Annotated in this window: 23 protein-coding genes, 1 tRNA gene and 1 pseudogene; 19 read left to right on the top strand and 6 right to left on the bottom strand. The window is 46.0% G+C overall.

Annotation, left to right across the window (positions count from 1 at the left end):
- Nucleotides 1–21: 21 nt before the first annotated feature.
- The 3 genes and pseudogenes from JW968_02910 to JW968_02900 all read left to right on the top strand — a co-directional run bounded on the left by JW968_02910 (nt 22) and on the right by JW968_02900 (nt 4,239).
- A pseudogene (locus tag JW968_02910) lies at nt 22–1,434 on the top strand (hypothetical protein).
- A 300-nt stretch (nt 1,435–1,734) separates the two neighbouring features.
- The gene (locus JW968_02905; GenBank protein MBN1385907.1) at nt 1,735–2,973 is read left to right on the top strand and encodes a hypothetical protein; all 1,239 of its coding nucleotides are present in this window, start codon (nt 1,735–1,737) and stop codon (nt 2,971–2,973) included.
- A gap of 120 nt (nt 2,974–3,093) precedes the next feature.
- Entirely contained in the window at nt 3,094–4,239 is a 1,146-nt protein-coding gene (locus JW968_02900) for a hypothetical protein (protein MBN1385906.1), read from the top strand.
- Nucleotides 4,240–4,247: 8 nt separating this feature from the next.
- Here JW968_02900 and JW968_02895 read toward each other — a convergent pair whose 3' ends face one another.
- On the bottom strand, nt 4,248–4,850 hold the full coding sequence (locus JW968_02895) for a 30S ribosomal protein S2 (protein ID MBN1385905.1): 603 nt from the start codon (nt 4,848–4,850) through the stop codon (nt 4,248–4,250).
- 140 nt (nt 4,851–4,990) lie between these two features.
- Between JW968_02895 and JW968_02890 the strand changes: the two genes are divergently transcribed.
- A complete protein-coding gene (locus JW968_02890; protein ID MBN1385904.1) occupies nt 4,991–5,335 on the top strand; it encodes a DUF192 domain-containing protein in 345 nt (114 codons plus the stop codon).
- On the opposite strand, the gene JW968_02885 is transcribed toward JW968_02890, so the two are convergent.
- Together JW968_02885 and JW968_02880 are read right to left on the bottom strand one after the other, a co-directional pair.
- Nucleotides 5,332–5,928: a hypothetical protein gene (locus tag JW968_02885; protein MBN1385903.1), complete on the bottom strand. Its 597-nt coding sequence runs from the start codon at nt 5,926–5,928 to the stop codon at nt 5,332–5,334. The two genes, JW968_02890 and JW968_02885, sit on opposite strands and share 4 nt — an antisense overlap.
- 185 nt (nt 5,929–6,113) lie before the next feature.
- A tRNA-Trp gene (locus JW968_02880) sits at nt 6,114–6,247 on the bottom strand.
- A 92-nt stretch (nt 6,248–6,339) separates the two neighbouring features.
- Between JW968_02880 and JW968_02875 the strand changes: the two genes are divergently transcribed.
- Entirely contained in the window at nt 6,340–7,449 is a 1,110-nt protein-coding gene (locus tag JW968_02875) for a hypothetical protein (GenBank protein MBN1385902.1), read from the top strand.
- 11 nt (nt 7,450–7,460) lie between these two features.
- On the opposite strand, the gene JW968_02870 is transcribed toward JW968_02875, so the two are convergent.
- Complete coding sequence (locus JW968_02870) at nt 7,461–10,691, bottom strand: hypothetical protein (GenBank protein ID MBN1385901.1); 3,231 nt, start codon at nt 10,689–10,691, stop codon at nt 7,461–7,463.
- Nucleotides 10,692–10,888: 197 nt separating this feature from the next.
- On the opposite strand from JW968_02870, the gene JW968_02865 reads away from it, so the two are divergent.
- The 5 genes from JW968_02865 (at nt 10,889) to JW968_02845 (ending at nt 14,311) form a co-directional block, all read left to right on the top strand.
- Complete coding sequence (locus tag JW968_02865) at nt 10,889–11,761, top strand: hypothetical protein (GenBank protein ID MBN1385900.1); 873 nt, start codon at nt 10,889–10,891, stop codon at nt 11,759–11,761.
- 12 nt (nt 11,762–11,773) lie between these two features.
- Nucleotides 11,774–11,965 (top strand): MoaD/ThiS family protein, encoded by a 192-nt coding sequence (locus JW968_02860; protein MBN1385899.1) that lies wholly within the window; start codon nt 11,774–11,776, stop codon nt 11,963–11,965.
- On the top strand, nt 11,966–12,850 hold the full coding sequence (locus JW968_02855; protein ID MBN1385898.1) for a TIGR00269 family protein: 885 nt from the start codon (nt 11,966–11,968) through the stop codon (nt 12,848–12,850). It begins immediately after the preceding gene.
- 112 nt (nt 12,851–12,962) lie between these two features.
- Nucleotides 12,963–13,589, top strand: coding sequence for a hypothetical protein (locus JW968_02850; GenBank protein ID MBN1385897.1), 627 nt, complete (start codon nt 12,963–12,965; stop codon nt 13,587–13,589).
- The gene (locus tag JW968_02845; GenBank protein MBN1385896.1) at nt 13,586–14,311 is read left to right on the top strand and encodes a hypothetical protein; all 726 of its coding nucleotides are present in this window, start codon (nt 13,586–13,588) and stop codon (nt 14,309–14,311) included. The genes JW968_02850 and JW968_02845 overlap by 4 nt, the downstream gene beginning before the upstream one ends.
- A 66-nt stretch (nt 14,312–14,377) precedes the next feature.
- On the opposite strand, the gene JW968_02840 is transcribed toward JW968_02845, so the two are convergent.
- Both JW968_02840 and JW968_02835 read right to left on the bottom strand, forming a co-directional pair.
- Nucleotides 14,378–14,728, bottom strand: a complete 351-nt coding sequence (locus tag JW968_02840; protein MBN1385895.1) for a hypothetical protein — start codon at nt 14,726–14,728, stop codon at nt 14,378–14,380.
- A gap of 72 nt (nt 14,729–14,800) precedes the next feature.
- On the bottom strand, nt 14,801–15,235 hold the full coding sequence (locus JW968_02835; protein MBN1385894.1) for a peptidylprolyl isomerase: 435 nt from the start codon (nt 15,233–15,235) through the stop codon (nt 14,801–14,803).
- Nucleotides 15,236–15,337: 102 nt separating this feature from the next.
- On the opposite strand from JW968_02835, the gene JW968_02830 reads away from it, so the two are divergent.
- The 9 genes from JW968_02830 to JW968_02790 all read left to right on the top strand — a co-directional run.
- Entirely contained in the window at nt 15,338–15,910 is a 573-nt protein-coding gene (locus JW968_02830; GenBank protein ID MBN1385893.1) for a M50 family metallopeptidase, read from the top strand.
- A 551-nt stretch (nt 15,911–16,461) separates the two neighbouring features.
- A complete protein-coding gene (locus JW968_02825) occupies nt 16,462–18,096 on the top strand; it encodes a CTP synthase (GenBank protein ID MBN1385892.1) in 1,635 nt (544 codons plus the stop codon).
- Between the two features lie 203 nt (nt 18,097–18,299).
- Nucleotides 18,300–19,286, top strand: coding sequence for a protein translocase subunit SecF (locus JW968_02820; GenBank protein ID MBN1385891.1), 987 nt, complete (start codon nt 18,300–18,302; stop codon nt 19,284–19,286).
- The gene (locus JW968_02815; protein ID MBN1385890.1) at nt 19,286–21,013 is read left to right on the top strand and encodes a hypothetical protein; all 1,728 of its coding nucleotides are present in this window, start codon (nt 19,286–19,288) and stop codon (nt 21,011–21,013) included. Before JW968_02820 ends, JW968_02815 begins: the two co-directional genes overlap by 1 nt.
- A 58-nt stretch (nt 21,014–21,071) precedes the next feature.
- Nucleotides 21,072–21,449: a hypothetical protein gene (locus JW968_02810; GenBank protein ID MBN1385889.1), complete on the top strand. Its 378-nt coding sequence runs from the start codon at nt 21,072–21,074 to the stop codon at nt 21,447–21,449.
- Nucleotides 21,446–21,793, top strand: coding sequence for an EamA family transporter (locus tag JW968_02805; GenBank protein MBN1385888.1), 348 nt, complete (start codon nt 21,446–21,448; stop codon nt 21,791–21,793). The genes JW968_02810 and JW968_02805 overlap by 4 nt, the downstream gene beginning before the upstream one ends.
- On the top strand, nt 21,790–22,455 hold the full coding sequence (locus JW968_02800; protein MBN1385887.1) for a UMP kinase: 666 nt from the start codon (nt 21,790–21,792) through the stop codon (nt 22,453–22,455). Before JW968_02805 ends, JW968_02800 begins: the two co-directional genes overlap by 4 nt.
- A gap of 234 nt (nt 22,456–22,689) precedes the next feature.
- Nucleotides 22,690–23,238: a hypothetical protein gene (locus tag JW968_02795; protein MBN1385886.1), complete on the top strand. Its 549-nt coding sequence runs from the start codon at nt 22,690–22,692 to the stop codon at nt 23,236–23,238.
- Nucleotides 23,231–24,291: hypothetical protein (locus JW968_02790; GenBank protein MBN1385885.1), on the top strand; the 1,061-nt coding region annotated here is incomplete at its 3' end. The genes JW968_02795 and JW968_02790, both read left to right, overlap by 8 nt.

The following is a 24,291-nucleotide window of genomic DNA, read 5'->3' as shown; positions in this document are numbered from 1 at the left end:
ACAGAAGACAAATTTATCGAGATGAGCCAGAGGACAAGAGTGAGCCCTTTCCCTAACTACCTGTCTTTCGAGGTCATGACAAATGATCTCAAGAAATATGCGGGGGTGAAATGGAGCAAACTGGCAATCGTATATGAGAACAACCACCATTATGGGTATGTGCCAGAGCAGGAATGGAAGAAAATAATGCAGGAAGTACTGCAGAAAATATTAAACGACCCAGCATTGGTGTACAGACTGGTAGGGAAGGCACAGCAGTTCGGGCCAAAGCTTGTGAAATCTGCAAAGAATGCATCAAAGAATGCAAAAAAAGCTACAAACAAGGAATTACATGAATATTATGAGATGTATACGAAACTGTACAAGCCACTCTATGCTGTCTACGGGCTCACCTGGATAGTTGACACTCCATTTGCAGAATATCTCAAAGAGCTTTTTTCCGGGAAAGGACTTACAGAACAGCAGTTCACAGACTTGATAGTATCAGAGAAAGCAGTATTCTTCGAGAAGGCAGAGCTTGAGCTGCTTGAAATCGCGAAGGGGATGGATGGCAGGACCAAGAAGAAGCTACTTAAAGAAGATATAAGGAGAACAGAGCTGTTCAGGAAGATAAAGAAGCATCATGCGAAGTATTTCTGGCTGCCCCATGACTATGAGGATCCAGACTATACAGTGGAAGACTTTGTCATGCAGATTAAGAAGCATGTCGAAGAAGGTACACTGGAGAAAAGGAGAAAGGAGCTTATAGAGAAACATACTGATATCATAAGGAAAAGAGAGAAAGCAGAGAAAGAACTTAGCCTAAATGATGAAGAGAAGGGGCTTTTCCAAGTGCTTCGTGAATTCATATTCCTCAAAGAGTGCCGGAAGAGATATGTCTCAGAATCATTGACATACATGGACAAGGTGCTGCTTGAGATGGGGTCAAGGACAGGGCTTGACCTGAATCAGGTAAGACATCTGAAGAAAGAAGAGATCAAGAAAGCACTGTCAGGCAAGAATCTAGGCAAACAAGCATCAGAGAGGATAGGGTTCTCTGTATGGATAGCAGAGAATGGCAAGACAGAGGTCTATCCAGGCGAGAAAGGGCGTGAGATATCAAAGGATTTCCACAAACAATATGGTGATGCCATACAGATCAAGGGAGTAAAGGGGTGTGCCGGAAGAGCCACAGGCCCTGTGAGGAAAGTGATGGAACTTGACCAAGTAAAAGATGTAAAGGAAGGGGAAGTGATAGTATGCATACAGGCATTGCCGCCTTTCCTTCCTGCAATGCACAAGGCTGTCGCTATTGTCGCAGACGGACATGCAGCAGTGACAGGGCATGCAGCGATATTGGCCCGTGAAGTGGGCATACCCTGCATCGTAGGAGCAAAAATATCCACACAGATGCTGAATGATGGCGACATTGTCGACGTGGATGCATATAATGGTATTGTAAACATCATCCACAAGAAAGAGGAGCCGAAAAATGATTTCTTCATATTTGAAGAGCTGCCAAAGTGCCACATGCTGGCCATCGAATATGCATTGTCAGGATATATAAATGGGTACAGGGAGAATTTCGGTGATGGATTCAAGCACGCAATAGCCTACTGCAGGCAGAATAACATCACACTAATATTCGACAGGGCTGATTTCGAAAGGGTGGCCAAAAATATCTTCAAGAAAATATATGAAGATCCTAATACGCTGCAGTTCCTCAACAACAAGATCGAGATATATTCCAAGGACATGATAAAGCTATGCGAGCAGTACCAGGATATGGATTTCAGCAAGCTGACTGACAGAGAACTGATCCTGTTCTTTGATGATTTCATGAAGGCCTATGGGGAGCTCCACTTTGCAGGGCAGCCGGCCGGAGTAATGGAATATGAGCACCAATACCTATCAAACCATCTCATAAAGAAACTAAAAGAAAAAATCGAGGAGCTTGACCTCGCCAGGAATGAGGCAGATCTTTTCAGCATGATGACCACACCAACAAGACCATCCTACCAGCAGTCAGAGGACCTCAACCTGCTCAAAATCTCTGAAAAAATAAGACAAAACGAGGGGATGCTGCAGATCTTCAAGTCAAAACAGCCAAACATAATATCCAAAGTCAGGAGATTATACCCTGCCCTCCATAAGGATATCGAAAAACACCACAAAGAATTCTGCTGGCTCAGCTACATGTGGCAAGGCCCCTGCAGGAAGCTTGATTATTACTATGAACTGCTTATCGGACTTGCCAATGATGACTGCGCCGAGAGAGCAAAGGAATCCAATGATCATATGAAAGAATTGGAAGCAGAGCAACGAAATATCCTATCCATGTTCGATTACAAGACAAGAAGACTCATGGAAGGAGCCAAAGACATAGTCTATCTGAAAGGCCTAAGAAAGGATGTGCTCTTCCTCGCAAATCATTCAATGGAAAAGATGCAGAAAGAAATCATGAAGAGGATAGGCATCGTGAAACCTGATTTCAGGCTCCTTTTGCATGATGAAATAAGGAGCGCCCTGATGGGAGCTGATCCCAAGCCTCTCATAAAAAGAAGAAGAAAGATGCATGCTATAGACTATACAGAAAAAGGAACAGAGATATTTGAGGGAGAGGATTCTGCAAGCTTCATAGAATCCCTGAAAATCAAAACTGAGATAAAAGAAGTGCATGAGCTCAAAGGAATGACCGCATATCCGGGAGAGGCGATCGGTATTGTCAAGATAATCAATATCCCTGAGGATATGGACAAGATGAATGAAGGGGACATCCTTGTAAGCCAGGCAACACAGCCTGACCTTATACCTGCGATGAAGAAAGCAGCTGCATTTGTGACAGACATGGGTGGCATCACATGCCACGCTGCGATAGTTGGTCGTGAGATGAAGAAGCCATGCGTGATAGGGACAAAGATCGCAACCAAAGTGTTCAAAGATGGGGGTAGGGTTTTTGTTGATGCCAATAATGGTGTTGTAAGGAAGGTTTAATTATTTTCATATATAAAACTGGAAAAAAAGTATATACTCTCTTATACAATATAAGAACAAAATATATATTAAAAATTGTCTCTTGATGGTAGTAATTTAATCCAGATCCAAGGTGCAAAAATGTACACAAATCCAATCACAGTCAACATGAGCGATATGCATGATTGCCTATTGGACCAGGAAGGGAATCCATTGGCTCCAAGCCAGCAGTATGCTGCTGTTGTGCAGAGAGCGATGGCAGAAGGGCCAGCAGTCGTGATCTTCAACGGAGACTGCATGTTCGACAACAAGAAGGACAGGCCCTCGAAGAAAGCAAAGTTCAGCAGTCCAGTGCCACAAGCAGTGACTGACCTAGGAAGGCCAGGAGCGTATATCCTTGAAGCAGCTGTCTTCATCCAGGGAGAGGAATCCATTGTCGATGGTAAACCTACAATATCACTCGATGAGCTTGTAAACAGAAAATTCGGTCAGCCATTGCAGCAAAACACTAATTATGACAGGATGGTTGAATATTTCAAAGGAGTCACAGAAAGAACAGCAGAGAGATTCAACGAGCTTGCCCAACTGACATCAGGATCAAGGATGATCTATTTCGGAGGACATGACAATGCCTACAATGTCTGGCTTGAGCATATGTTCACCGAAGAGATCAGATCAGGCAATCTTGAGACATTAAGCCAAGTATATTCCAGGATCTTTTCCAAATTCCCTCATGCAACATATGTCGAGCAGCCGACTGCATTCTACTTCAAGGGAGGAATTGATGTAACGCACGCATGGTGCGATGCAGACATAGCTGAAGTCATTATCCCTCTTGATGTCCAGAAGAGCGCTGTGGATTATCTACGAGCCTTTATTGGCAAGGAGGCTTCAACTGAGAACAGGCAGAATGCGAAGATATCCAGATTGAAGACAGTTCTTGCAGAGGCAGCATCAAGAGCAAGAGTCATCAGCGTCAATCTGCACGAAGCTCCGACGCAGGAGCTATCAGAGCTAGTGCTGTCGTACAATGGAGAAAAAGGAAAGCTGGTCGAGGAGCCTGAAGTGGTAGACTATGTTCTGAAGACGCTAGCGCAGTACCAGAAAGAAGGCAAAGTGGAGAGAGTAATCATAAAATATGGAAATGACGGTCTTCCTATCGCGCTCAAGCAGATGTTTGAGAAATACGGCGGCAGGTTCGAGGCGCACCATCTCACGGAGATGGACTTCGGCGGCGACTACAGCGTGACTGAACACAATACAGGAAGAGTTATCCATCCAGGATAATATCTGATTTATTCCTCAGTAAAATCTTCGATCTTTACATCGAAGTCCTTATCTGATTTTATCATGCCACGCTTGAGCATGTAGCCCCTTGCAAGGACCCAGAAGACAAGAGCCAGTGATTTCTTTCCCTTGTTGTTGCAGGGCATGATGTAATCAATATGATTCGCCTGATTATTCGTGTCACAGAGAGCAGCGATGGGGATGCCAGCGGCAAATGCATCCTTGATAGCATTCCTGTCAGGCCAGGCATCAGTCGCAAGAATGAATTTAGCTTCCCTATAGATGTCCAACCGAGGATTTGTGAGCATGCCAGGCGGATATCTCCCTGCGAAAACAGTTGCGCCAGTAAACTTGCCGAACATCTTCACAGGCTTCCAGCCATTCTCTCTCCTTGAGACAATAAGGATATCCTCAGGAGCATAATGGGAGATCAGCTCGATAAGGATGCCAAGCCTCTCATCAATCTTCTGCAGATTAAGGACATACAATCCATCAGGCCTTGTCTTATAGATGAAATTGGCCATGTGCTTTGTCTTGAACTTGGTACCTATATGTATGCCTGTCTTAAGATATTCATCAATCGGTATGAGTAAATTCTGTTCTTCTGCCATTTTACAGCCTTAAATGCCTCAATAAAGCTTTTACTGCTGGAGATATGAGCTATTTATAAATTTTATGCGATAAGATTATACTTACATTGTAAGTATTATTATGGTGTCTTTTATATATAAAACCCCCAAAACCAAAGATCATGATAAAGAATACCACAAATGGAAAAACACTTGTGCGCGAGAAGAGGTTCTGCAGGAATGACCTGCAAAAATTCATGGGGCTGCGCTTCTATCCAAAGCTCAGGGACAAAGGCCTCGTCTTCCCATTCGAGAAAGACACAAAAATCAGCCTGGACATGCTTTTCGTATTCTATCATATTGATGTATTGTGGCTGGATGCGGGCAGGAAAGTCATTGAGATGAAGGAAGATTTCATGCCATTCACATTCTACATCCCTAAAAGGCACGCAAGATATGTCATCGAACTGCCAAGAGGGACAATCAGAAGAACAAAAACAAAAATAAAAGACAGAATAGGTTTCTAAGGCATTAGTCTGTCAGCTGTACCTTCAGGATAATAATCCGTCTCCAGAGCAAGACCCCCGATGAATGAAAGATCGATATGCAAGATGCCGAGATCCTCATCGAGGACATCCTCAAGAAGGTCCTGATCATAATCATCGAATTCCACCTTAATCCTCGGGTAAGTGCAGTCCGGAGCGACCATATCCTGCTTGAATCTCACACCTTTTCTGTAGATCTCATCGTCACCTACAAACTTGCCATTCCTTATCCTGGTCGTATAGACAACAACCGCAGCATTGCCCTCGACAAGAACATTCTCAGAGTCTGCCTCGTTCCTGAGCAGCAGCTTGAATGAGAAGCCATCGCTCTCTCTCCTCAAATCTGTTATCCTTATCATCTTCAACTGCTGGGGTGGCAGGTCAGAATCGCAGGATTCCGGTTCGTCGTCCTTGTCAATCACCGGGTCATCATCCTTGTCTGCAGCAGGATCATCCATAATGATATCAGAGTCATCCTCCACATCCCCAATGTCATTGTCATCCACTTTTGGCTGAGAGCAGCCAACAGCAAATACCAATAATATCAAACACAGCACAAAAAAAATCCTTTTCATTTTCATCACCTATTATAGTATAAATAAGATATGGAGGCACTGGGCAGCTGACATGTCACGCCCCAAAATCTTTGATTTTTGGCGCACGAAAATCTATGATTTCCGCCGGCTGGCACCATCGAGGGTTTCGCAAATCAGAGATTTGCTCAAGCCCACACTTTAATCAGTCACCTCAAATCTATTAATGGGGGTACTGGGATTTGAACCCAGATCCGCAGGTGTCTTCATGCCGAAGCACACACCATCAGTACATCATCGCCGAAGCTCAGTGCTCCAGTTACTGGAGCCTACTATGATAGCCAGGTTACACTATACCCCCCTAGCAAAGACAATGATAAATTGTTTATATATAAAGATTTTGACAAAAAATATATAATCCTGACCTGAGAGGCAATTTTAGAGGCATATAAAATGAAAAAAGAGGTGTGGACAGCGGCAGCGACACTGATGGCGACAACCATCGGAGCAGGCATCCTAGGACTGCCATATGTCTTTGCCAAATCAGGATTCCTGATAGGCACAGCCTATATCATCCTTTTCACAACAGTGTATGTCATAATGTCATTCTTTGTGGCTGAGATAGTCCTTAGGACCAAAGAACAGCATCAGCTGGTCGGCCTTGCAGGCAGGTATCTGGGCAAAAAAGGCAAGATATTCTATCTAATCATAACAATGCTAGCGTTCTACGGAAGCCTGGTGGCATACCTGATAGCCCTGGGGCAGGCCTTCAACTCCATCTTCGGCGGGGCACAGATATTATGGTCGTTAGCCTGCTTCTTCGCATTCTCCCTCATATTATATTATGACATAGATGTATTCAAGAAGTCAGAGAACATCCTCATCCTGGCCCTGATTGCGATAATAATATCAATTGTGATATTTTCCATACCCCATGCGGATACAGCCAACCTCTCAGCATACAGCCTCTCATCATGGTTCTTCCCGTATGGTGTGGTCCTGTTCGCCTTCATGGGCCTTTCAGCAATACCTATGATGAAAGAAGAGCTCAGCGACCTGCATGACTTCAAGACAGCAATCCTGATAGGTGTCATAGGATCCGGAGCGCTCTACCTCTTATTCAGCTATGCAATGGTGGGTCTGCTCGGCATGTCTGTATCAGAGGTTGCGACAGTAGGGATAGGTGCAAAGCTCGGTGCAGGGATGAACATCATCGCGAACCTGCTGGCCATACTCACACTGAGCACATCATTCATCGCAGTAGGCTATGCCCTGAAGGAAAGCTATTTCTTTGACGTAAACCTCGGAGGAGATGCGTCATTCCTGACAACAATGATCATACCTATCGCAATTGTCCTGCTGGGCGTGACAGGATTCATATCAGCACTGAACTATGTCGGCGGCATCGGATCAGGCCTCATCCTGCTTTTCATGATAATGATCCTCCGCAAAGCAAGAGCGCGCGGCGACAGGAAGCCGGAGTTCACAGCAATAAACAGCAGATTCCTCGAATACATATTGATGAGCATATTCCTAATAGGATTGATACACACCATCATCTGAGAACCAGAATACTAATGAGATCGTCTTCTCTTCCTTCTCTTCGGTTTATCAAGAAGACTCATCACAATAATAACAAATATCAATATAACAATACCTGCGATGAAATAGTACATGTAGGACTTCAAGAAACTGACAAATCTGCTGCCTTTGCTGTCCAAATCCCCACCAACCTCTTCTCCATCATCGGTATAAGGCTTCACTATGAGAGTCACTTTCGGGCTCGAGACGCTGTTTCCTGAAGTGTCAGTTGCAGTGAATGTGACAAAGCGCACCCCAACCATACCCTCATCCGGGATGATATCCGCAGTGCTGCCATCAATAACAATATCAATATCCTCGACTTCAGAAGCTGAGAAGCTCAGCAGGTCGTCATCAGGATCTGTGAAATGCTGGCTCAGATCAATGCTCTTCGAGGAGTTCTCGCCAATTATCTGATATGTGAAAAGACCTGTCTTGTTCTCCTGCTCCAGAAAACCTATGAGCTCCAGAATCCTCTCCCTGTCAGACTTCTCTGCGGGTGCTGTATCCTGCATATCCTGCATATATCCTTTGTCCTGCGTGTCCTCTGTGTCACGTATGTCATCTGTGTCCTGCGTATCCGATGCGTCGTCCTTTGGAGAACCTTCTTCTCCACCTGCCTGCCCATCTGTTCCATCCCCATCCAGGGACTGTTCCCGCCCAGGTTCACCATCTGTCTGGTTGACATTATCAGCTGTCTGGTTCCCGACTACAGAAACAGTCTTCTTCTGAGTCAGGTTTGAGCCATCAATAACAGAATCATCAGACCCATCAGATCCATCCAATCCCATATCCTTTATCGTGTCGCTCCCTGCTTTCCAGATACCATATCCAATGCCTCCGATTATTGCCAGCACCAACGCAACCAAAGCAATGACGAGCCAAGGATTGACTCCATCTTTCCCTGTCTTCTTACCGGCCTTAGATTTCTTAGATGACTTCTTCTGCACTCCCTTTCTCAGCTGTTTGGATCCGGCAGGCCCGGCAAACATAAGCACCATTGCTGCGATGATGAGCAGCACTACCCCCAATATGATGAACGGAAGATAAACAACCAGATAAACATAGAAGAAAACAGAAGCCAGGACCAGCAGCGCAATCAATATGATGATCCCTGCAACAGCCCAGAATTTCATCCCGAAAAATCCAGGCGGGAAAAAAGGACCTTTCTGAGTCTTCTTTTCCTTCAGTGTCTTCTTCCCACTCTTCGCGGCCTTCTTCTCCCTCTCTGCAGCCGGCTTCTCAGCCAGAGGTTTCTTTGCCTTCTTAGGCCTGAACCTGAAGAAAATGATGAGCCATGCAATGATTAGCAGCGCAATGGAGGCAATAATGAATGGGAAATAAAGGATATAATAAGCGTAAGAGAATACCATGAGAAGGACAATCAGGATAACAGACACCAGAGCAAATACCGAGATGAACCTGAAAGGCATAAGCCAATCACGATCTTCCGGCCCCATAAGCCGGGCTTTTGCAGGTGTCTCTCTGACCTTTACAATCTTCTCTTCCTTCTTCTCCTCTTTCTTGCTTTTCTTTTCCTCTTTCTTGCTTTTCTTCTCGTCCTTCTTCCCTTTGCCCCCTTTTCTGGAGACAAGGACCGCCACGAGGATAATCAAAATAATCAGCAGGATAGCCCCTCCGATCAGCATGTAGAGCAGGATATCAGAACCAGAGCTGAACCCGATGTCATATGCCTGGGAATAATATGAGCCCCCTCTCACCTCGTGGGCTGTCAAAGTAAGATTATAATCCTCTCTGGATACATTATCCAATGAGACATTGATGTAAACGATGCCCTGCTCTTCAGGGGACAGATCAAGCTTGTCTGTCGCCAAGATAATCCAGTCAGGGCTGTCTATTGAGAAGACATAGGTTGCGTTCTTGAAGCCTGTGTTCCGGACAGGCAATGATGCTGAGCCCATGCCTTCCTTCAGCAGGATCTTCTCCTGCCCGAAAGAGATTTGGTATGACTCAGACTTGTTGAAAACACTGACACTGAGCGATTTCGATACTGATTTACCGCTTGCAATATGCTTGGCCTCAAGTGACAGGTCATACTGCCCATGGGCATCACAGGGTATGTCCAGGTACAATGACAAGGATATCTCCTGACCATAGGCAAGCTTGAGGGACTGAGGAGAATTCAAGGAAACCCATTCAGGGCCTGAAAGGACCAAAGCCATATCAGATGATTCACCCAGATTCTTAATGACAATATTCTGACTCTTGGACTCGCACTGCAGAGAAGTAAGCTCTGAAGGCATATCCACCATGAGGAAATCACATTCCTCCACATCAACAAAGGCCTTTATGACAGTCTTGCCTGATGAACCTGAACTGATGTCTATGTCAAAGCTGTCCTGGATCGGCGAAGTCGCTTCCACATATACTGTGATGCTCTTTGAGGCATCCGGCCCAAGCTCAAAATCCGATTCTGAGAATGAGACAAAGCCCGCATCAGAGGAGACAGAGAATGTCTCAGTCTTGCCGGCACCATTCTTCAATCCAAGCGTGTAGCCGGATTTCGCATTCAGGCATGTTTTTATCTCATCAGGAAAATCAACCTCAAAAGGGACAATCCCGATCATATCCACATAGAGAGGGACACTGCCTCTTATCATATTCCTCGAGGCATCGGCAAAAAACTCAATCTTCACATCTTTCTCAGCACACAGGCTATCGAAGAAAAGAAAAACTTCCTCTTTCTCTCCAGGCAAGAGGATCACAGGATTCTTTGACAGGGTCGCATGGTCTTCATAATCATCCACACCCAGATAATATGTCTCTACAAAGGAACCTGTGTTCAGTATCTCAAACTCAAACTCAGCCGGACTGCATGACACGATATCCTGGGCATAGTTCTTAGCGATTATATTCACATTCGGACAGCTCCTGTACTCAAGCTCATTCCTTATCGTCTTCTCAGTATCTCCTGAATAGATGATCGTGTCAATCCTGCTGGTCCCTTTTTCCCCGCAGGGAATGTTCACAAAAACTGTGACCTCACCGGTCTCACCAGGCGCAAGATAGAAAAGCTTCGGAGCAAAGCTCATCCATCCGGAGATCCCGGAATCAACACCAATATTGAATGATGCTCCTGCAATCTCATTGTTCGTGACATAGACCTTATACTCAAACACACTGCAAGAGCATGTCCTTGCGCCAGAGAATGAGGTGAAGGCATCGAAATCTGCAGCAAAAGCTGGAACAGCGCTGAAAGCCATAATAAATATAAACAAAATCATGTATGTCATGTATGGGATTTTGAGGTATGAACTCATATTAGGACACCTTTGTTTGCTACTGAGTAATGGTGGTTATTTAAAAAGGTTTCGGTCAGTTGCGGCATTGGTCGGATTTAATAAGAAGCTCGAATTCCAGGTTTATAGGGTCTGGAAAGGCAAAATCAGAAATCACGGAGATGATCAAAAGGATTGAGGATCAGGTTATTATCAGATATGGTGAAATTGGCATAAAAGGCCAGAACAGAGGATGGTTCGAAAGCAGACTGGTCCAGAACATAAGAGATTTTGCCTCAAGAAATGAAATCGACTGCTGGATCAGGAGAACAAGGGGGAGGATACTCCTAAGCATGCATGAGGGAGTCGAGATGCCAGACATATCAGGGCTGAAAAGAGTATTCGGCATATCAAGCTTCAGCAAGGCAGTAGCCTGCAGAGCAGACATCTCTGATATCAGCAGAGAGACAGAGAGATTCTACGGAAAGATAAAAGGCAAGAGCTTCAGGGTCACAGCAAAAAGGCTCGACAAGGGATTCAAGCCGGACAGCATAGAGCTGGAGAGAGTGATAGGGCAGCAGATAGTCGAGGCGACAGGCGCGAAGGTCGACCTTAAACGGCATGACACCGAGATAGGGATAGAGATCACGAAAGAGAATGCGTTCATCTTCGACAACACCACAAGAGGATACGGCGGGCTCCCCCTGGGCTCAGAAGGAGAATGCCTCGTGCTCATGGAAGACATGCAATCATGCGTTGCAGCATGGCTGATGATGAAAAGGGGGGCAGAGATAGAAGTCGTGACAATGGACGGAAAGCATGAGAATGCAAAATTCATAAGTCACCTGGAGAAATTCGACTACGGCTCGAAAATAGGCAGGCACTGCACAGAGGACATAAAAGGACTGATGGAAGAGACAGGCCACGAAGCGCTCGTCAGAGGCGACACCCGAGTCCCCAAAGTGCAGGATGAAGTCTTCACACTAAGGCCGCTCCTCGGATGGTCAGAAGACGAGATATTCAGGGCATACCATGAGATAGAGGGAGCAAGATGATGGGCTAGCAAGATGAAGGTCTATATAGAGAAAGACGACAAGGAACTCAGCATGAAAGCGACGGATGCAGGCAGACTGCTGAAGAAGCTCGGCATAAACCCCGAGACAGCGCTCATAATAAAGAACAACGAGCTGGTCACAGCAGACGAGAAACTGAAAGAAACCGACGAGATAAAGATAATATCAGTCATATCAGGCGGATAGATGAAATGCAGAAAATGCAGTGCAAAAGCAGTATCGGATGACCCACAGTACTGCAAAGAACATTTCGTCAGCCATATCGAGAAAAAGGTAATAAAAACAATAAAGGACTACAATCTCCTGGAGAAGCAGGACAGAATATGCGTGGCAGTCTCAGGGGGGAAAGACTCACTCACAACACTGCATATACTCAAAAAATTAGGGTATGACGCCGAGGGCATATGCATAGATGAAGGGATCCGAGGCTACAGGGAGCATACAATAGAGGACCTCAAGCATTTTGCCGAGAAGGAGAGCATAAAGATAAGGATATATTCTGTGAAAAGGATATTCGGCAAAAGCCTGGACCAGCTCGTGAAGATGACAAAAAGGGGTCCATGCACAATATGCGGAGTGCTGCGGAGATACCTCCTCAACAAATATTCACAGGGATATGACAAGACAGCAACAGGGCACAACATGGATGACGAGGCGCAGGCGGTCATGATGAACCTAATCCGCAACCAACCCGAGATAAACGCAAGGCTCGGCCCAAAGACAGGACTCAGGAAATTCAAAGGGTTCACACCAAGAGTGAAGCCGCTGTACTTCTGCAAAGAAAAGGAGATAATGACATACGCCCTGCTCAATGGGTTCAGGATAAGATTCAACGAATGCCCCTATGCAAAGCTCAGCTTCAGGGCAAGGATAAGGGACATGATAAATGAGCAGGAAAACAAGATGCCAGGCTCAAAAGAGAACATCATAAAATACTATCTGGCCAGGCAAGAGAAGCTGAAGAGCAGATTCACTGGCGCAGGGGAGCCGAACACATGCAGCTGCGGCCAGCCATCAAAGAGCATGATATGCAGCACCTGCGCATTGCTGCAAGAGCTAAAGATGAAATGATCCGCAAGATACGGATAAACCCCCAAAATATCCGCCAAATCAGCTTCGGATACCAAACCATGACATAATCAATGATAAAAAATAAAAAGGCGCACAAAGTCCAGACCTTATGATGAAGAATCCCAACAAAGGCTACAAGAAGCTGAAAAGCAGGGAAGAAAAGAAGAAGAGGATGTCAAAACAGACATTAATGACCATCTTCATAGCAGCAATAATGATATCCAGCATAGCAGGATTCCTATATATGGGCGGAGGGACCCAGACATCAAACTACAACGGACACAAGTTCAAGCTCCTATCGAACAGGATGTGGGAAACAGAAGTGAATGGGGTGAGCTATTACTTCTATTACCTGCCAGAGGAGGTCCAAAACCTAAACCTGAACCCGGATGCATACCATCTGCTGCAGGACAGCAATGCAATAGGGCTGACATTCAATCCAAAAGACAAGAACATACAGACAATAGACCTTCTCAGATATGATCTGGGCATCTCATTCAGCCAACTCGGGAAGCATCTCGAGCAGGGCATGGCAAACAACACAAATCCTGCATACACACTCCCCCTGATGACATGCGAGGACGCAACACCGGAGAAGCCAGTCATATACATAAGGACAAGCAATACAACAGGCCTGAACCTGGACGGATACTGCGCAATCATGGAAGGCTTCGGAAACATGGACATGATCGCAGTGAGGGACAGGATCTTATACCAGATGCTCGGCATATTACAATGAACCCGGACCAGAACAATAATAGGATCCCTGAAAAAACCGAGGGAGATAATGGCACCCCTCCCAACAAAATCAGGGTCTCCAAGAGCGCCATGTATATCATTGCATTCATCATCCTCGTAGTGATCATATTCTCAGGAACAATCGGCCTCACGAGATACATGGAGCACAGGGAGAGCAAGAATGAGCTAACGCTAGAGCAGAAATTCCAGGAAATCGAGGCAGGGAACGAGATAACAGGGGCCATGTTATACAACAGCTTCCCTTTTGTCTTCCATGACGGGCTTTGGTACACGAGATTCCTCTACAACAGCAACCTCATCGTGCTGTCGCTGCACTACAATCCAGAAGAGGTAAAAGAAATCCCGACAAGCGGGCAGATAAGCGAAGAATTCTTCAGGACAAACGAGATCTACATAACATTCAACCCAGACGGGCAGGATATGGGCTACACTGCACTCTCAGCAGCGGAGCTAAGCCTCAGCATAGTGAAGTCATTCAACGGGAAACCCATCGCGGCATGCACAGAGAAGACACCGGGCATATGCTCAGAAAGGCCGACAGTCACATGCGATGACGACGACAAATCAGTGGTGTTCATAGACAATTCAGGCGGCGAGATGGGGGTGGAGTTCGAAGGGAGATGCATGAGGGTAACAGGCTCAGGAGAAGGGCTGCTCAAGGCTGCAGAAAACCTCATATATGACTGGTACGGATTCATCTGAGAACATAAATCGAGAGCATAAACCCCAAAATAAAGAGCATAAATCCTAAAATCTAGAACATAAATCCTAAATCTCTCTTATGCCATCAACAGTCAGGGCCATGAACCTCATCCCAAGGCCAAGCCTCAGCAATGCAGCCATCAGGGCGATATGAAGCTTCCCATCTCCGGAGATTATGTTCACGGCAACTTCAAAACCACTTATCCTGCCCTTCAGGTCATTCTTTATGTCCTCAGTGAGATCCGGCAGGTGCTTCATATCAAAAGTCAGGGCTTTCGCATCCCCTATCTTCGCAGACCTGCCTGAATAAGAGACCAAATAGACATTATCCCATGAGCCAAGCTCGATGAGTCTCATGACATGATTCAGCCTGCTCTTCTCATCATCCCTGTCAAAAGTGCATATAATATCAGTCATGACAGGACAACAGAAAAAAGGTTTAAATATTTTTATGGCATCGAGCCGATATATAATGAAAAAAAATGGAGATCATCCGATGCTGACAAGGGTTATGCTGAAATTCAGGGCCCTGCCTGCCAGCGGATGATTCAAGTCCAGCTTCACCTTGTCATCTTTCACATCGACAACAGTCGCCGGGATGACCTGGCCAGTCGGAGCCTTCAAAGCAAGGGTCATGCCCTTCTCAGGATCCAGCTTATCACCAAAAGCTGCCTTAGGAACTTCCTGCATCAGCTCATCAACCCTCTGGCCGTAAGCCTGCTCAGGAGAAAGCCTGATATCCTTCTTATCACCGACCTTCATGCCGATAACAGCGTCCTCAAAACCCCTGATGACCTTATGCTCACCTATCTTGAACTCAATAGGCTGCCTTCCTTCAGAAGTGTCAAACACCTTCCCATCTTCCAGAGTCCCCTTATAATCAACCCTGACAAGATCATTCTCTTTTGCAGATTTATCTGACATATTATCAACCCCACTTATGATGAGGCCCCAACCGGCATCATTAATAAAGGTTTGGACAATATTGCACAACATTTATAAAAGAAATATCTGAAAAATCAGGACATGCTGATCACACCAAGAGAGGTATTTGATCTTATCGCAATGTCGCTAATACTCGGATTCATATTCAAGGACATATTCAAGCCACACCAATTCATGGACCTCGATGGCGTCAGAATCCCTCTGAGAGCATCCACTCTCAACTGGAAAGACATCGGCTTTGCAGCTCTTGTCACAGCACCGGCAGTTGTGCTGCACGAGCTGGCGCATAAATTTGTGGCAATAGCTTTCGGCGTAAGCGCGACATTCTACACAAGCTACACATGGCTGTTCATAGGACTGCTTCTCAAGATGTTCAACTCACCGATACTGTTCTTCATCCCTGGATATGTCCAGCACGCAGCCACCACAAACCTGCAAGGATCCCTGATTGCGCTGGCAGGGCCTCTGATGAACCTGATAATCTTTGTGATATGCTATTTTGCGCTCAAGAACCCCAACATAAAACAGAGATACAAGCCAGTGATCGGCATCACAAAACAAGTCAACCTGTTCCTGTTCATCTTCAACATGCTGCCGATACCACCATTTGATGGTTTCCAGTTCATATCAGGGCTGCTTAAAGCAATATTCTAGAATATCCCAGCAATCTGCCTGAATTTTCCATATCACTTATTGATAATCCCTTATTGATATATCTGTAACATATCATATTGACAACATCTCACATTGACAACATATCATCCGGGGAGCTTCCCATCTGTCAGCCAGAAAATCACCCATCAGGACTCTGACCTAATGCCACCAACCTACATCCCGGACAGAGCTCCATTTACCGGCTCTGTCCGGAATCTCGCTAAAGCTCGATGCATTGGCTTCAAAATGCCAGTTTATTATATCAGCAGATGCTGCGTTCCCGTAGGGAGCATCCCCTCGCAACGCATTCTTTTGATTATTGAGAAGGCATTTTGACCTTAAGCCAATGACTTTCCGGACAGAGCTCCATTTACCGATATATTTATATATAGATGATTGCGTTTCCAAATAATGCACACAATAGTTTTCTCAGAATCTGAATCCCTGTCAGCAATTGCAGAATCATGCAAGACTTCACAAGGATCCGGCCAGCAGAATGCAAAAATTAACGAGGTGAAAAGATGCTAGGAGAAGATGGAATGGAAGGGTATATGGTCGGAAAGACCAATTATATCGTTGTCACAGGGGGCGTGCTGTCGGGCCTCGGGAAAGGGACTGTGACAAGCTCTCTCGGGAAACTTCTCCAGGCACAAGGCTATCAGGTGACATCAATCAAGATAGACCCATATATAAACGTGGATGCTGGGACGATGAGACCCACAGAGCACGGCGAGGTGTTTGTCACAGAAGATGGGGGAGAAACTGATCAGGACCTGGGGAATTATGAGAGATTCCTCGATGTGGCTATGATGAAAGAGAACAATATCACCACAGGCCAAGTCTATCTTTCAGTCATCCAGCGCGAGAGAAACCTGGAATACGGGGGGAAATGTGTCGAGGTGATCCCGCACATACCGCAGGAAGTCAAGCTCCGCATAATGAAGGTAGCAAAAGACGCGAATGCGGACTTTGTGCTGATCGAGGTCGGCGGGACAATCGGCGACTACCAGAACATACTCTTCCTTGAAGCCCTGCGTGAGATGAAGATGAGCAAAGAGAAAGTGGCATTCGTGCATGTCTCATACCTCCCGATACCGGGCAACATAGGCGAGATGAAGACAAAGCCGACACAACATTCTGTGAGGGCGCTCAATTCAGTCGGGATACAGCCGGATTTTCTTGTGTGCAGAGGAACACAGCCTGTCGACGATGTGAGAAAGAAGAAGCTTGCCATGTTCTGCAACATCGAGCCTGATAATGTCATATCCAGCCCAGATGCCGGGACAATATACGAAGTGCCCCTGATATTCCAGAGCCAAGGCTTCTGCAGGAATCTCATGAAGATGTTCAATGTGCCATACGATGAAGGCAAGCTGGAATCATGGAAAGCATTTGTCGACAAGATAAAATCATGCAGACAAGAAGCCAAGATAGGGATAATCGGGAAATACTTCGACATAGGAGACTTCACTCTTGAGGATTCATATGTGTCAGTCATAGAATCAGTCAAGCATGCAGCATGGGCAGTGGGGCTCAAGCCGCACATAGAATGGATAGATTCCAAGGATTTCGAGAAGGACAGATCAAGACTCAAGAATCTTGACAATCTGCATGGCGTGATAGTGCCGGGAGGATTCGGCGGGTCAGGTGTCGAGGGGAAGATATCTGCGATACAATACTGCAGAGAGAACATGATACCCTATCTCGGGCTCTGCTACGGGATGCAGCTTGCAGTGGTCGAGTTCGCAAGGCATGTATGCGGCATGGAAGGGGCCAATACAACTGAGATAGACCCATCGACAAGATATCCTGTGATCGATATACTGCCTGAGCAGAAAGAGCTGATCGCCAAGTCCCAGTACGGGGCCACAATGAGACTCGGAGCTTATCCGGCAAAATTGAAACAAGGAACAAAAGTGCATCTGCTGTATGGGCAGGACCAGGTGAGCGAGAGGCATAGGCACAGATATGAAGTGAATCCGGAATTCATAAAGAAGCTGGAAAATGCAGGCATGCTGTTCTCAGGCGCCTCACCTGACCGCAGACTCATGGAATTCATGGAGCTCCCCACGCACCCATATTTCGTCGGGACCCAATCCCATCCTGAATTCAAGTCAAGGCCGACAAGACCGGCACCATTGTTTCATGGATTGCTTAAAGCAGCGAAGGAGAGGCTAAAACCCTGAAATTCGTGCTTTTGCAGTGAATATTAATGGGAAAATTTATTAATAAGGGCTTTTTCTCAGCTAAAGTCAATTTTATAAATGCTTTTTAAATAATAATCAATAAAATAGCCAAACAAACAGTCAAACATCCAAACAAACATTTAACTAAACATCCAAGCAAACATTCAAATAAAAAATCATCAATCATAACCATAGTGGAGATCATGGCAAAATTATCTCGAAGGGAAAGACGGCTCGGTTTCAAACAGGAAAAGCAATTAGAAGTCTATAGGGCAGAAGAAGAAAAACCTGCCGAGGAGACCAACAGGAGAGACAAGAACTTCTTCCTCCATGTTTATGACATACACTACAAGAAATTCGTAATCTTCACAATACTATTGATACTGCTCTCACTCGGAGTGATAGGGAACAGTTACATGCAGACAGGGGATTTCATACCAAAAGGGATATCACTCAAAGGAGGCGTATCACTGACGCTCCCGATCACAGAGCAGGTAGACATCAATGACCTCCAGAACTTCCTGATGAGAAGCTCAGATGCAGAATTCAATGTGAGAGAGCTGACGCAGGCAGGAGAGTACAAAGGGATAATCGCCGAATCAAGCGACGAGAACCCTGATAACCTCATCGGACTGCTCGAGCAGAGATTCGGAAGCCTGGACAAATATGAATACCGCGTCGAGGTGATGGGCTCCAACCTCGGAGAGAGCTTCTTCAAGGAAGCGCTGATCGCAATCCTGATAGCTTTTGTCTTCATGGGCATAACCATATTCATCTACTTCAGATCAATCGTGCCGAGCCTATTTGTGATACTGGCGGCATTCTCAGACATGATAGCCCCATTGGCAGTCGTCATCCTATTGGGCATGAAGCTCAATACAGCAGGAATCGCAGGATTCCTGATGCTCATAGGATACTCAGTAGACACTGACATCCTACTGACCACAAGGGTGCTGAGAGGAAAAGAAGGAACAGTTTATGACAGGATAATCAAGGCGATGAAGACCGGCCTCACAATGACCCTAACAAGCTTTGCGGCAGTCCTCATAGCATACTTCTTCACAACATCGGCGGCACTCAAGGAGATAATGTTCATACTCGCATTAGGACTGTTCTTTGACCTCATATTCACATGGTTCCAGAACGCGCCCATACTAAGATGGCATCTGGAAAACAAGGGCAAGACATAATGAAGCGGATCAAAAAGATATTCAAGGACCTGAGAGTGATCATACTACTCGCAGTGCTCCTGCTCTCAGCTGTCGCGATATACCCGAATTTCTGGAATGAAGGGGCGACAATAAGGGCTGTGGGCAAGAACTCCTCAGCAGAGCTTGCAGGAATAGCGAACCCTTCACCAACATCAACACCGATGGCAAAAGAGAGGGTATTGGCTCTCAACAACCTCCCTGTCGAAGATGCCAAGGATTTCTATGACATACAGAGAGGCCTGGAATGGAACACAACAATCACACTGAAGACAAACAAGCAGGTCTACAGGCTGGAGCTTGATGTCCCATATAACCTAATAATACTTGATGAGAATGAAACAGTCGAAACTGTGGAGCAGGTATCCGACAATGAGACCAATGAGACATTCAATGTGACGACATACATCCAGGTGCCGAAGACAGAGAAGGAGTACCTGTGGGACAAGGAAGTCGACCTGGGGCTCAGCGTCTATGATGCACCCAAGACAAACCTAAGGAAAGGGCTTGACCTCCAGGGCGGCACAAGAGTCCTCCTGGAGCCGGAGCAGGAAGTGGATGATGAGACATTCTCTGTCGTCGTGGACAATATGAAAGAGAGGCTCAATGTTTTCGGCCTGACCGATATAATCGTGAAGCCGGTGTATAATCCGTTCTCAGGCGCAAAATACATACTTGTCGAGATAGCCGGCGCAAATGAGGAGGAAGTGCAGGAACTCATAGCCAAGCAAGGCAAGTTCGAAGCAAGGATAGGCAATGAGACAGTCTTCTTCGGCGGAGATGACATATCCTATGTTTGCAGATCAGCGCAGTGCGCATTCGCCATAGACCCACAAAGGGGGTGCGGGCAATCCTCAGACGGAAGATATTACTGCCAATTCACATTCTCAATATCACTCAGCCCAGAGGCGGCACAGAGACAGGCAGACATCACAAGCGGCCTGGATGTGGTTCTCTCAGAAAACGGGGAAGAATACCTCTCACAGAAGCTTGACCTGTACCTGGATGACGTGCTCGTAGACCAGCTCAATATAGCAGCAGACCTGAAAGGCAGGGCAATAACAGACATCGCGATATCCGGGTCAGGGACAGGAGTCATGTATGAAGAGGCAGTGCAGGACTCAGCAAAGAACATGAAGAGACTGCAGACAATCCTGATAACAGGAAGCCTTCCTGTCAAGCTGCATATCATCAAATCAGACTCAATCTCACCAGTGCTCGGGGAGGAATTCACAAAGAGCGCGCTCCTCATCGGCCTGGTATCAATACTTGCAGTTGCACTGGTCATCTACATAAGATACAGGGTGTGGCAGATAATAGTGCCAGTCGTAGTCACAATGGTGAGCGAAGTGATCGTGCTCCTGGGTTTTGCAGCGCTGATCGGCTGGAACCTGGACATCGCAGCAATCGCAGGAATAATCGTCGCAGTAGGAACAGGAGTGGATGACCAGATAGTCATCACAGACGAGACCCTTGCAGACAGGAAGAAGAACGAGGAGATACTTGACTGGAGACAGAGGATCAAGAAAGCGTTCTTCATCATCATAGTCGCATACACCACAACAGTCGTTGCCATGCTCCCCCTCTGGTTCGCAGGAGCAGGACTTGTGAAAGGCCTCGCGCTCACGACAATAGTCGGCGTGACAATCGGAGTGCTGATAACAAGGCCGGCATTTGCCAGGATAATCGAGATAATTCTGAAGGCTTAAAACGCCCAAAACAATAGATTTTTATATCATACTCCCATGAAAGCGACCTGGTGGGGGAATGAAGAGCAAAAAGGCCACAAAGCCGTGGGCAATAGGATTAGTGATGCTAAGCACAGTTCTCATAGGATTTGCCCAGATATCATGGAAACTTGCCTCTTCCAAACTTGAGCCCAATCTCATCTCTCTGATCCTGAACCATCATCTCATCGTCGGGATATTATTGTACTGTGCGGCCGCTGCAATGCTGATAATCGCGCTCAAACACGGGGAATTATCTGTCCTCTATCCGGTTGTGGGCATGAGCTATGTGTGGGTCTCATTTTTGTCGATGTGGCTCCTGAGCGAGATGATGACCATGCTCAAATGGGGCGGTGTGGCGCTGATACTGGCAGGAGTCAGCTCAATAGGCTATGGGTCAGCCGGAGGCAGGAAATGAGTCTTCTCTTCGGAATCGGGCTGGTTGTCGTCGGGACACTTATCGGGGCTTACGGAGCGCTATTCCTGAAATTTGCTTCTGGCAAGATAAGCCTGAACCCATTGAAGCTCATCAAGAATCACTGGCTCATTTTCGGGGTCGTGCTTTACGGAATATCGACGATACCATGCATCATCGCACTCAGGTACGGGCCGGTCTCTGTGATGTACCCTTTTGTATCACTCAGCTACATCTGGGTCATCCTGCTTTCGATAATCCACCTGAAAGAGAAGATGAACGTGTACAAATACCTGGGCGTGACATCAATAATCATGGGAGTGACACTTATCGGGGCTGGAGCATGACACTCGTGATATCATTAGGCGGGTCAGTAATCAATCCAGGAAAGATTGATACCTGTTTCGTCAAAAGATTCAAGGAGCTTGTGCTCTGGGCAGCAAAAAAAGAGAGAGTCATCATAGTGTGCGGCGGGGGCAGGGTCTGCAGGGACTATCGTGATGCGCTCTCGCCTTTCAACCAGGACCCTCCTGAGCTAGACCGGATGGGAATCTATGCGACATACCTCAATGCATTCTATATCAAGTCTGTGTTTAAGGACAAGGCATATCCTAAGATATTGACAGAGCCATTCAAGGTGAAGACACGCAAGAGGATCATTGTCGCAGGAGGGTGGAAGCCGGGATGGAGCACAGACTATGATGCAGTGCACCTTGCAGCAGAATATGGAGCAAAACAAGTATTGAACCTTTCCAACATAAAATACCTGTATGACAAGGACCCTTCAAAGCATAAGGGTGCGAAAGCCATCAAATCGATAAGCTGGGATGGGTATCTTGACATCATCGGTCGTAAGTGGAAGCCAGGCATGCATGCACCTTTTGATCCGGTCGCCTCAAAACTGGCCAAGAGAAAAAGCATATCAGTTGTGCTGATGGACGGAAGGGACCTGGCCAATGTCAAGAACTATCTTCTCATGAAAAAATACTCAGGCACAATAATCAATTAATGATCTGTTAATCCACAGACAAAATGCTTTCTTATTCAATAAGTATATTTTTCATATTTAATAGGTATTTAATCTAATTTTTTCTGTTTAAATAAGATTTATGTTGGTTTTTTTCATATTTGGTGAGTATTATTTCTTATTTAATAAGTATATAATTCAAAACATTTATAAATAAATTCTTATTTAATGAGTAAATAGCAATCCATTAACTTCGACAGAAACAGGGTAGTATTTTTGGAGAGGAAAAGAGGCGAAGAACGGGCAGAAGGGGGTACAAATAGCTCTGCCAATCTAATTCTGGACCAGGACCTTGGCCTGATAAGGCATGCGCTGAAAAATTACATCACCAAAAGAGGCATCTCAGAGAAAGAGATGCTGAGAATTCTTGCACAGATGATGACAGAGAAAGAGAAGCCTATGCTTCCCATCCAGATATTCAGCAGCGAACTCGGCGTGCTTGAAAGCATTGTAAAATACATGAAAGAGAACCTCTGCATGAAAAATTCTGAGATAGCGAAGATGCTGTACAGGAATGACCGCACAATCTGGGCGACATATGACAAGTCACAGAAAAAACATCCTGCACCATTCCCTCCAGCTGACAAAAAAGTGATACCTATCGCGATATTCCAGCACAGAGAGGCAGGGGCGCTTGAGGTGCTGACAATATTCATGCATGATGAGCTGGAACTCTCATTCACACAGATAGGGAATTCGATCGGCAGGGATCCAAGGACAATCTGGACAAGCTACAACAAGGGCAAGAAGAAACACAATGCATAATAAAAAGGATAGATGGATAGAGAACAGGAAAAACCAGATGATACTGGCCATAGCATCCCTGCTGCTTGTCCTCGTGTCAGCCAGCATCTACATCTACATGCAGAGCCCCCACATAACAGGACTCTCAATAGGCACTGTGAAGAAGAACACAGAACTGCTGAACATCTCGACAAACCAGTCAGGAACATACACCATAGGGCTCACCACGCTGCCGCCAAATGCGACGATAACCTCAGTCAGGCTCTCAGGGACCGCAGCCGGAGAGGGATATTTCAAGGTGTATATGGAAGACGGAGAGAAGAGACATCTGATAGTCGAGAAACCCATGGAAAAAGGAGGCATATTCCACATAACAGGCCTGGCATTCAGCATACCTGTGGAGACAGGAGATCAGGAAAATACCACCCAGCAGACTGAAAATCCGCCTGAAAATGGCAATCCATCATACAACATGACACCCAACATGACCAATGGTCCAGACAACCTCACAGACAACCTGTCGCTGAACATCTCAAACCTCCTGCTAAACCTGTCTGACAATCTAACCATGAACTTCACACAAAACCTGACTCTTAATCTCTCTGGCAATCTCACCATGAACCTCACAGACAATCTCTCATTCAATCTCACTGACAATCTGACGCTCAATCTCTCTGACAACCTAACACTGAATCTGACAGAGAACCTGACTCTCAATCTCTCCGGCAATCTCACCCTGCCCGGCAACCTCTCTGTCAATGCCACCCTCAATGAGACAAACCAGACACAGAACATGACAATGCCGCTTTTCCTTTTCCAAGACACATGCGACGAGACATGCGCGATAGTGCTCAAGAAACCTGAATTCGACCTGAGAATAGAAATCGAGGATGTCCAGCTCAACCTGGAATCGGTCACATACACATACTTCGCAGAGAATAAGACAAACATCACAGAGCTCGCACTAACAGCTTTCATACCTGACCTCCATATCGCACCAGGGGAGAACAAGACACTCAACCTATCAACATATTTCGGCAACATGACAGGGCTGGAGTACCAGTATGAGGAAGC

Source organism: Candidatus Woesearchaeota archaeon, from assembly GCA_016928155.1.
Lineage (GTDB): Archaea > Nanobdellota > Nanobdellia > Woesearchaeales > JAFGLG01 > JAFGLG01.
The sequence above is the reverse complement of the archived record's forward strand: the minus strand, read 5'-3'. Positions and strand labels throughout refer to the sequence as shown.

What these genes read in the sequence shown, in the direction of transcription:
- JW968_02905 (MBN1385907.1), top strand. Translation starts at nt 1,735, where the DNA reads ATGATAAAGCTATGCGAGCAGTACCAGGATATGGATTTCAGCAAGCTG.
- JW968_02900 (MBN1385906.1), top strand. Translation starts at nt 3,094, where the DNA reads ATGTACACAAATCCAATCACAGTCAACATGAGCGATATGCATGATTGC.
- JW968_02895 (MBN1385905.1), bottom strand. Translation starts at nt 4,850, where the DNA reads ATGGCAGAAGAACAGAATTTACTCATACCGATTGATGAATATCTTAAG.
- JW968_02890 (MBN1385904.1), top strand. Translation starts at nt 4,991, where the DNA reads ATGATAAAGAATACCACAAATGGAAAAACACTTGTGCGCGAGAAGAGG.
- JW968_02885 (MBN1385903.1), bottom strand. Translation starts at nt 5,928, where the DNA reads ATGAAAAGGATTTTTTTTGTGCTGTGTTTGATATTATTGGTATTTGCT.
- JW968_02875 (MBN1385902.1), top strand. Translation starts at nt 6,340, where the DNA reads ATGAAAAAAGAGGTGTGGACAGCGGCAGCGACACTGATGGCGACAACC.
- JW968_02870 (MBN1385901.1), bottom strand. Translation starts at nt 10,691, where the DNA reads ATGGCTTTCAGCGCTGTTCCAGCTTTTGCTGCAGATTTCGATGCCTTC.
- JW968_02865 (MBN1385900.1), top strand. Translation starts at nt 10,889, where the DNA reads ATGATCAAAAGGATTGAGGATCAGGTTATTATCAGATATGGTGAAATT.
- JW968_02860 (MBN1385899.1), top strand. Translation starts at nt 11,774, where the DNA reads ATGAAGGTCTATATAGAGAAAGACGACAAGGAACTCAGCATGAAAGCG.
- JW968_02855 (MBN1385898.1), top strand. Translation starts at nt 11,966, where the DNA reads ATGAAATGCAGAAAATGCAGTGCAAAAGCAGTATCGGATGACCCACAG.
- JW968_02850 (MBN1385897.1), top strand. Translation starts at nt 12,963, where the DNA reads ATGAAGAATCCCAACAAAGGCTACAAGAAGCTGAAAAGCAGGGAAGAA.
- JW968_02845 (MBN1385896.1), top strand. Translation starts at nt 13,586, where the DNA reads ATGAACCCGGACCAGAACAATAATAGGATCCCTGAAAAAACCGAGGGA.
- JW968_02840 (MBN1385895.1), bottom strand. Translation starts at nt 14,728, where the DNA reads ATGACTGATATTATATGCACTTTTGACAGGGATGATGAGAAGAGCAGG.
- JW968_02835 (MBN1385894.1), bottom strand. Translation starts at nt 15,235, where the DNA reads ATGTCAGATAAATCTGCAAAAGAGAATGATCTTGTCAGGGTTGATTAT.
- JW968_02830 (MBN1385893.1), top strand. Translation starts at nt 15,338, where the DNA reads ATGCTGATCACACCAAGAGAGGTATTTGATCTTATCGCAATGTCGCTA.
- JW968_02825 (MBN1385892.1), top strand. Translation starts at nt 16,462, where the DNA reads ATGGTCGGAAAGACCAATTATATCGTTGTCACAGGGGGCGTGCTGTCG.
- JW968_02820 (MBN1385891.1), top strand. Translation starts at nt 18,300, where the DNA reads ATGGCAAAATTATCTCGAAGGGAAAGACGGCTCGGTTTCAAACAGGAA.
- JW968_02815 (MBN1385890.1), top strand. Translation starts at nt 19,286, where the DNA reads ATGAAGCGGATCAAAAAGATATTCAAGGACCTGAGAGTGATCATACTA.
- JW968_02810 (MBN1385889.1), top strand. Translation starts at nt 21,072, where the DNA reads ATGAAGAGCAAAAAGGCCACAAAGCCGTGGGCAATAGGATTAGTGATG.
- JW968_02805 (MBN1385888.1), top strand. Translation starts at nt 21,446, where the DNA reads ATGAGTCTTCTCTTCGGAATCGGGCTGGTTGTCGTCGGGACACTTATC.
- JW968_02800 (MBN1385887.1), top strand. Translation starts at nt 21,790, where the DNA reads ATGACACTCGTGATATCATTAGGCGGGTCAGTAATCAATCCAGGAAAG.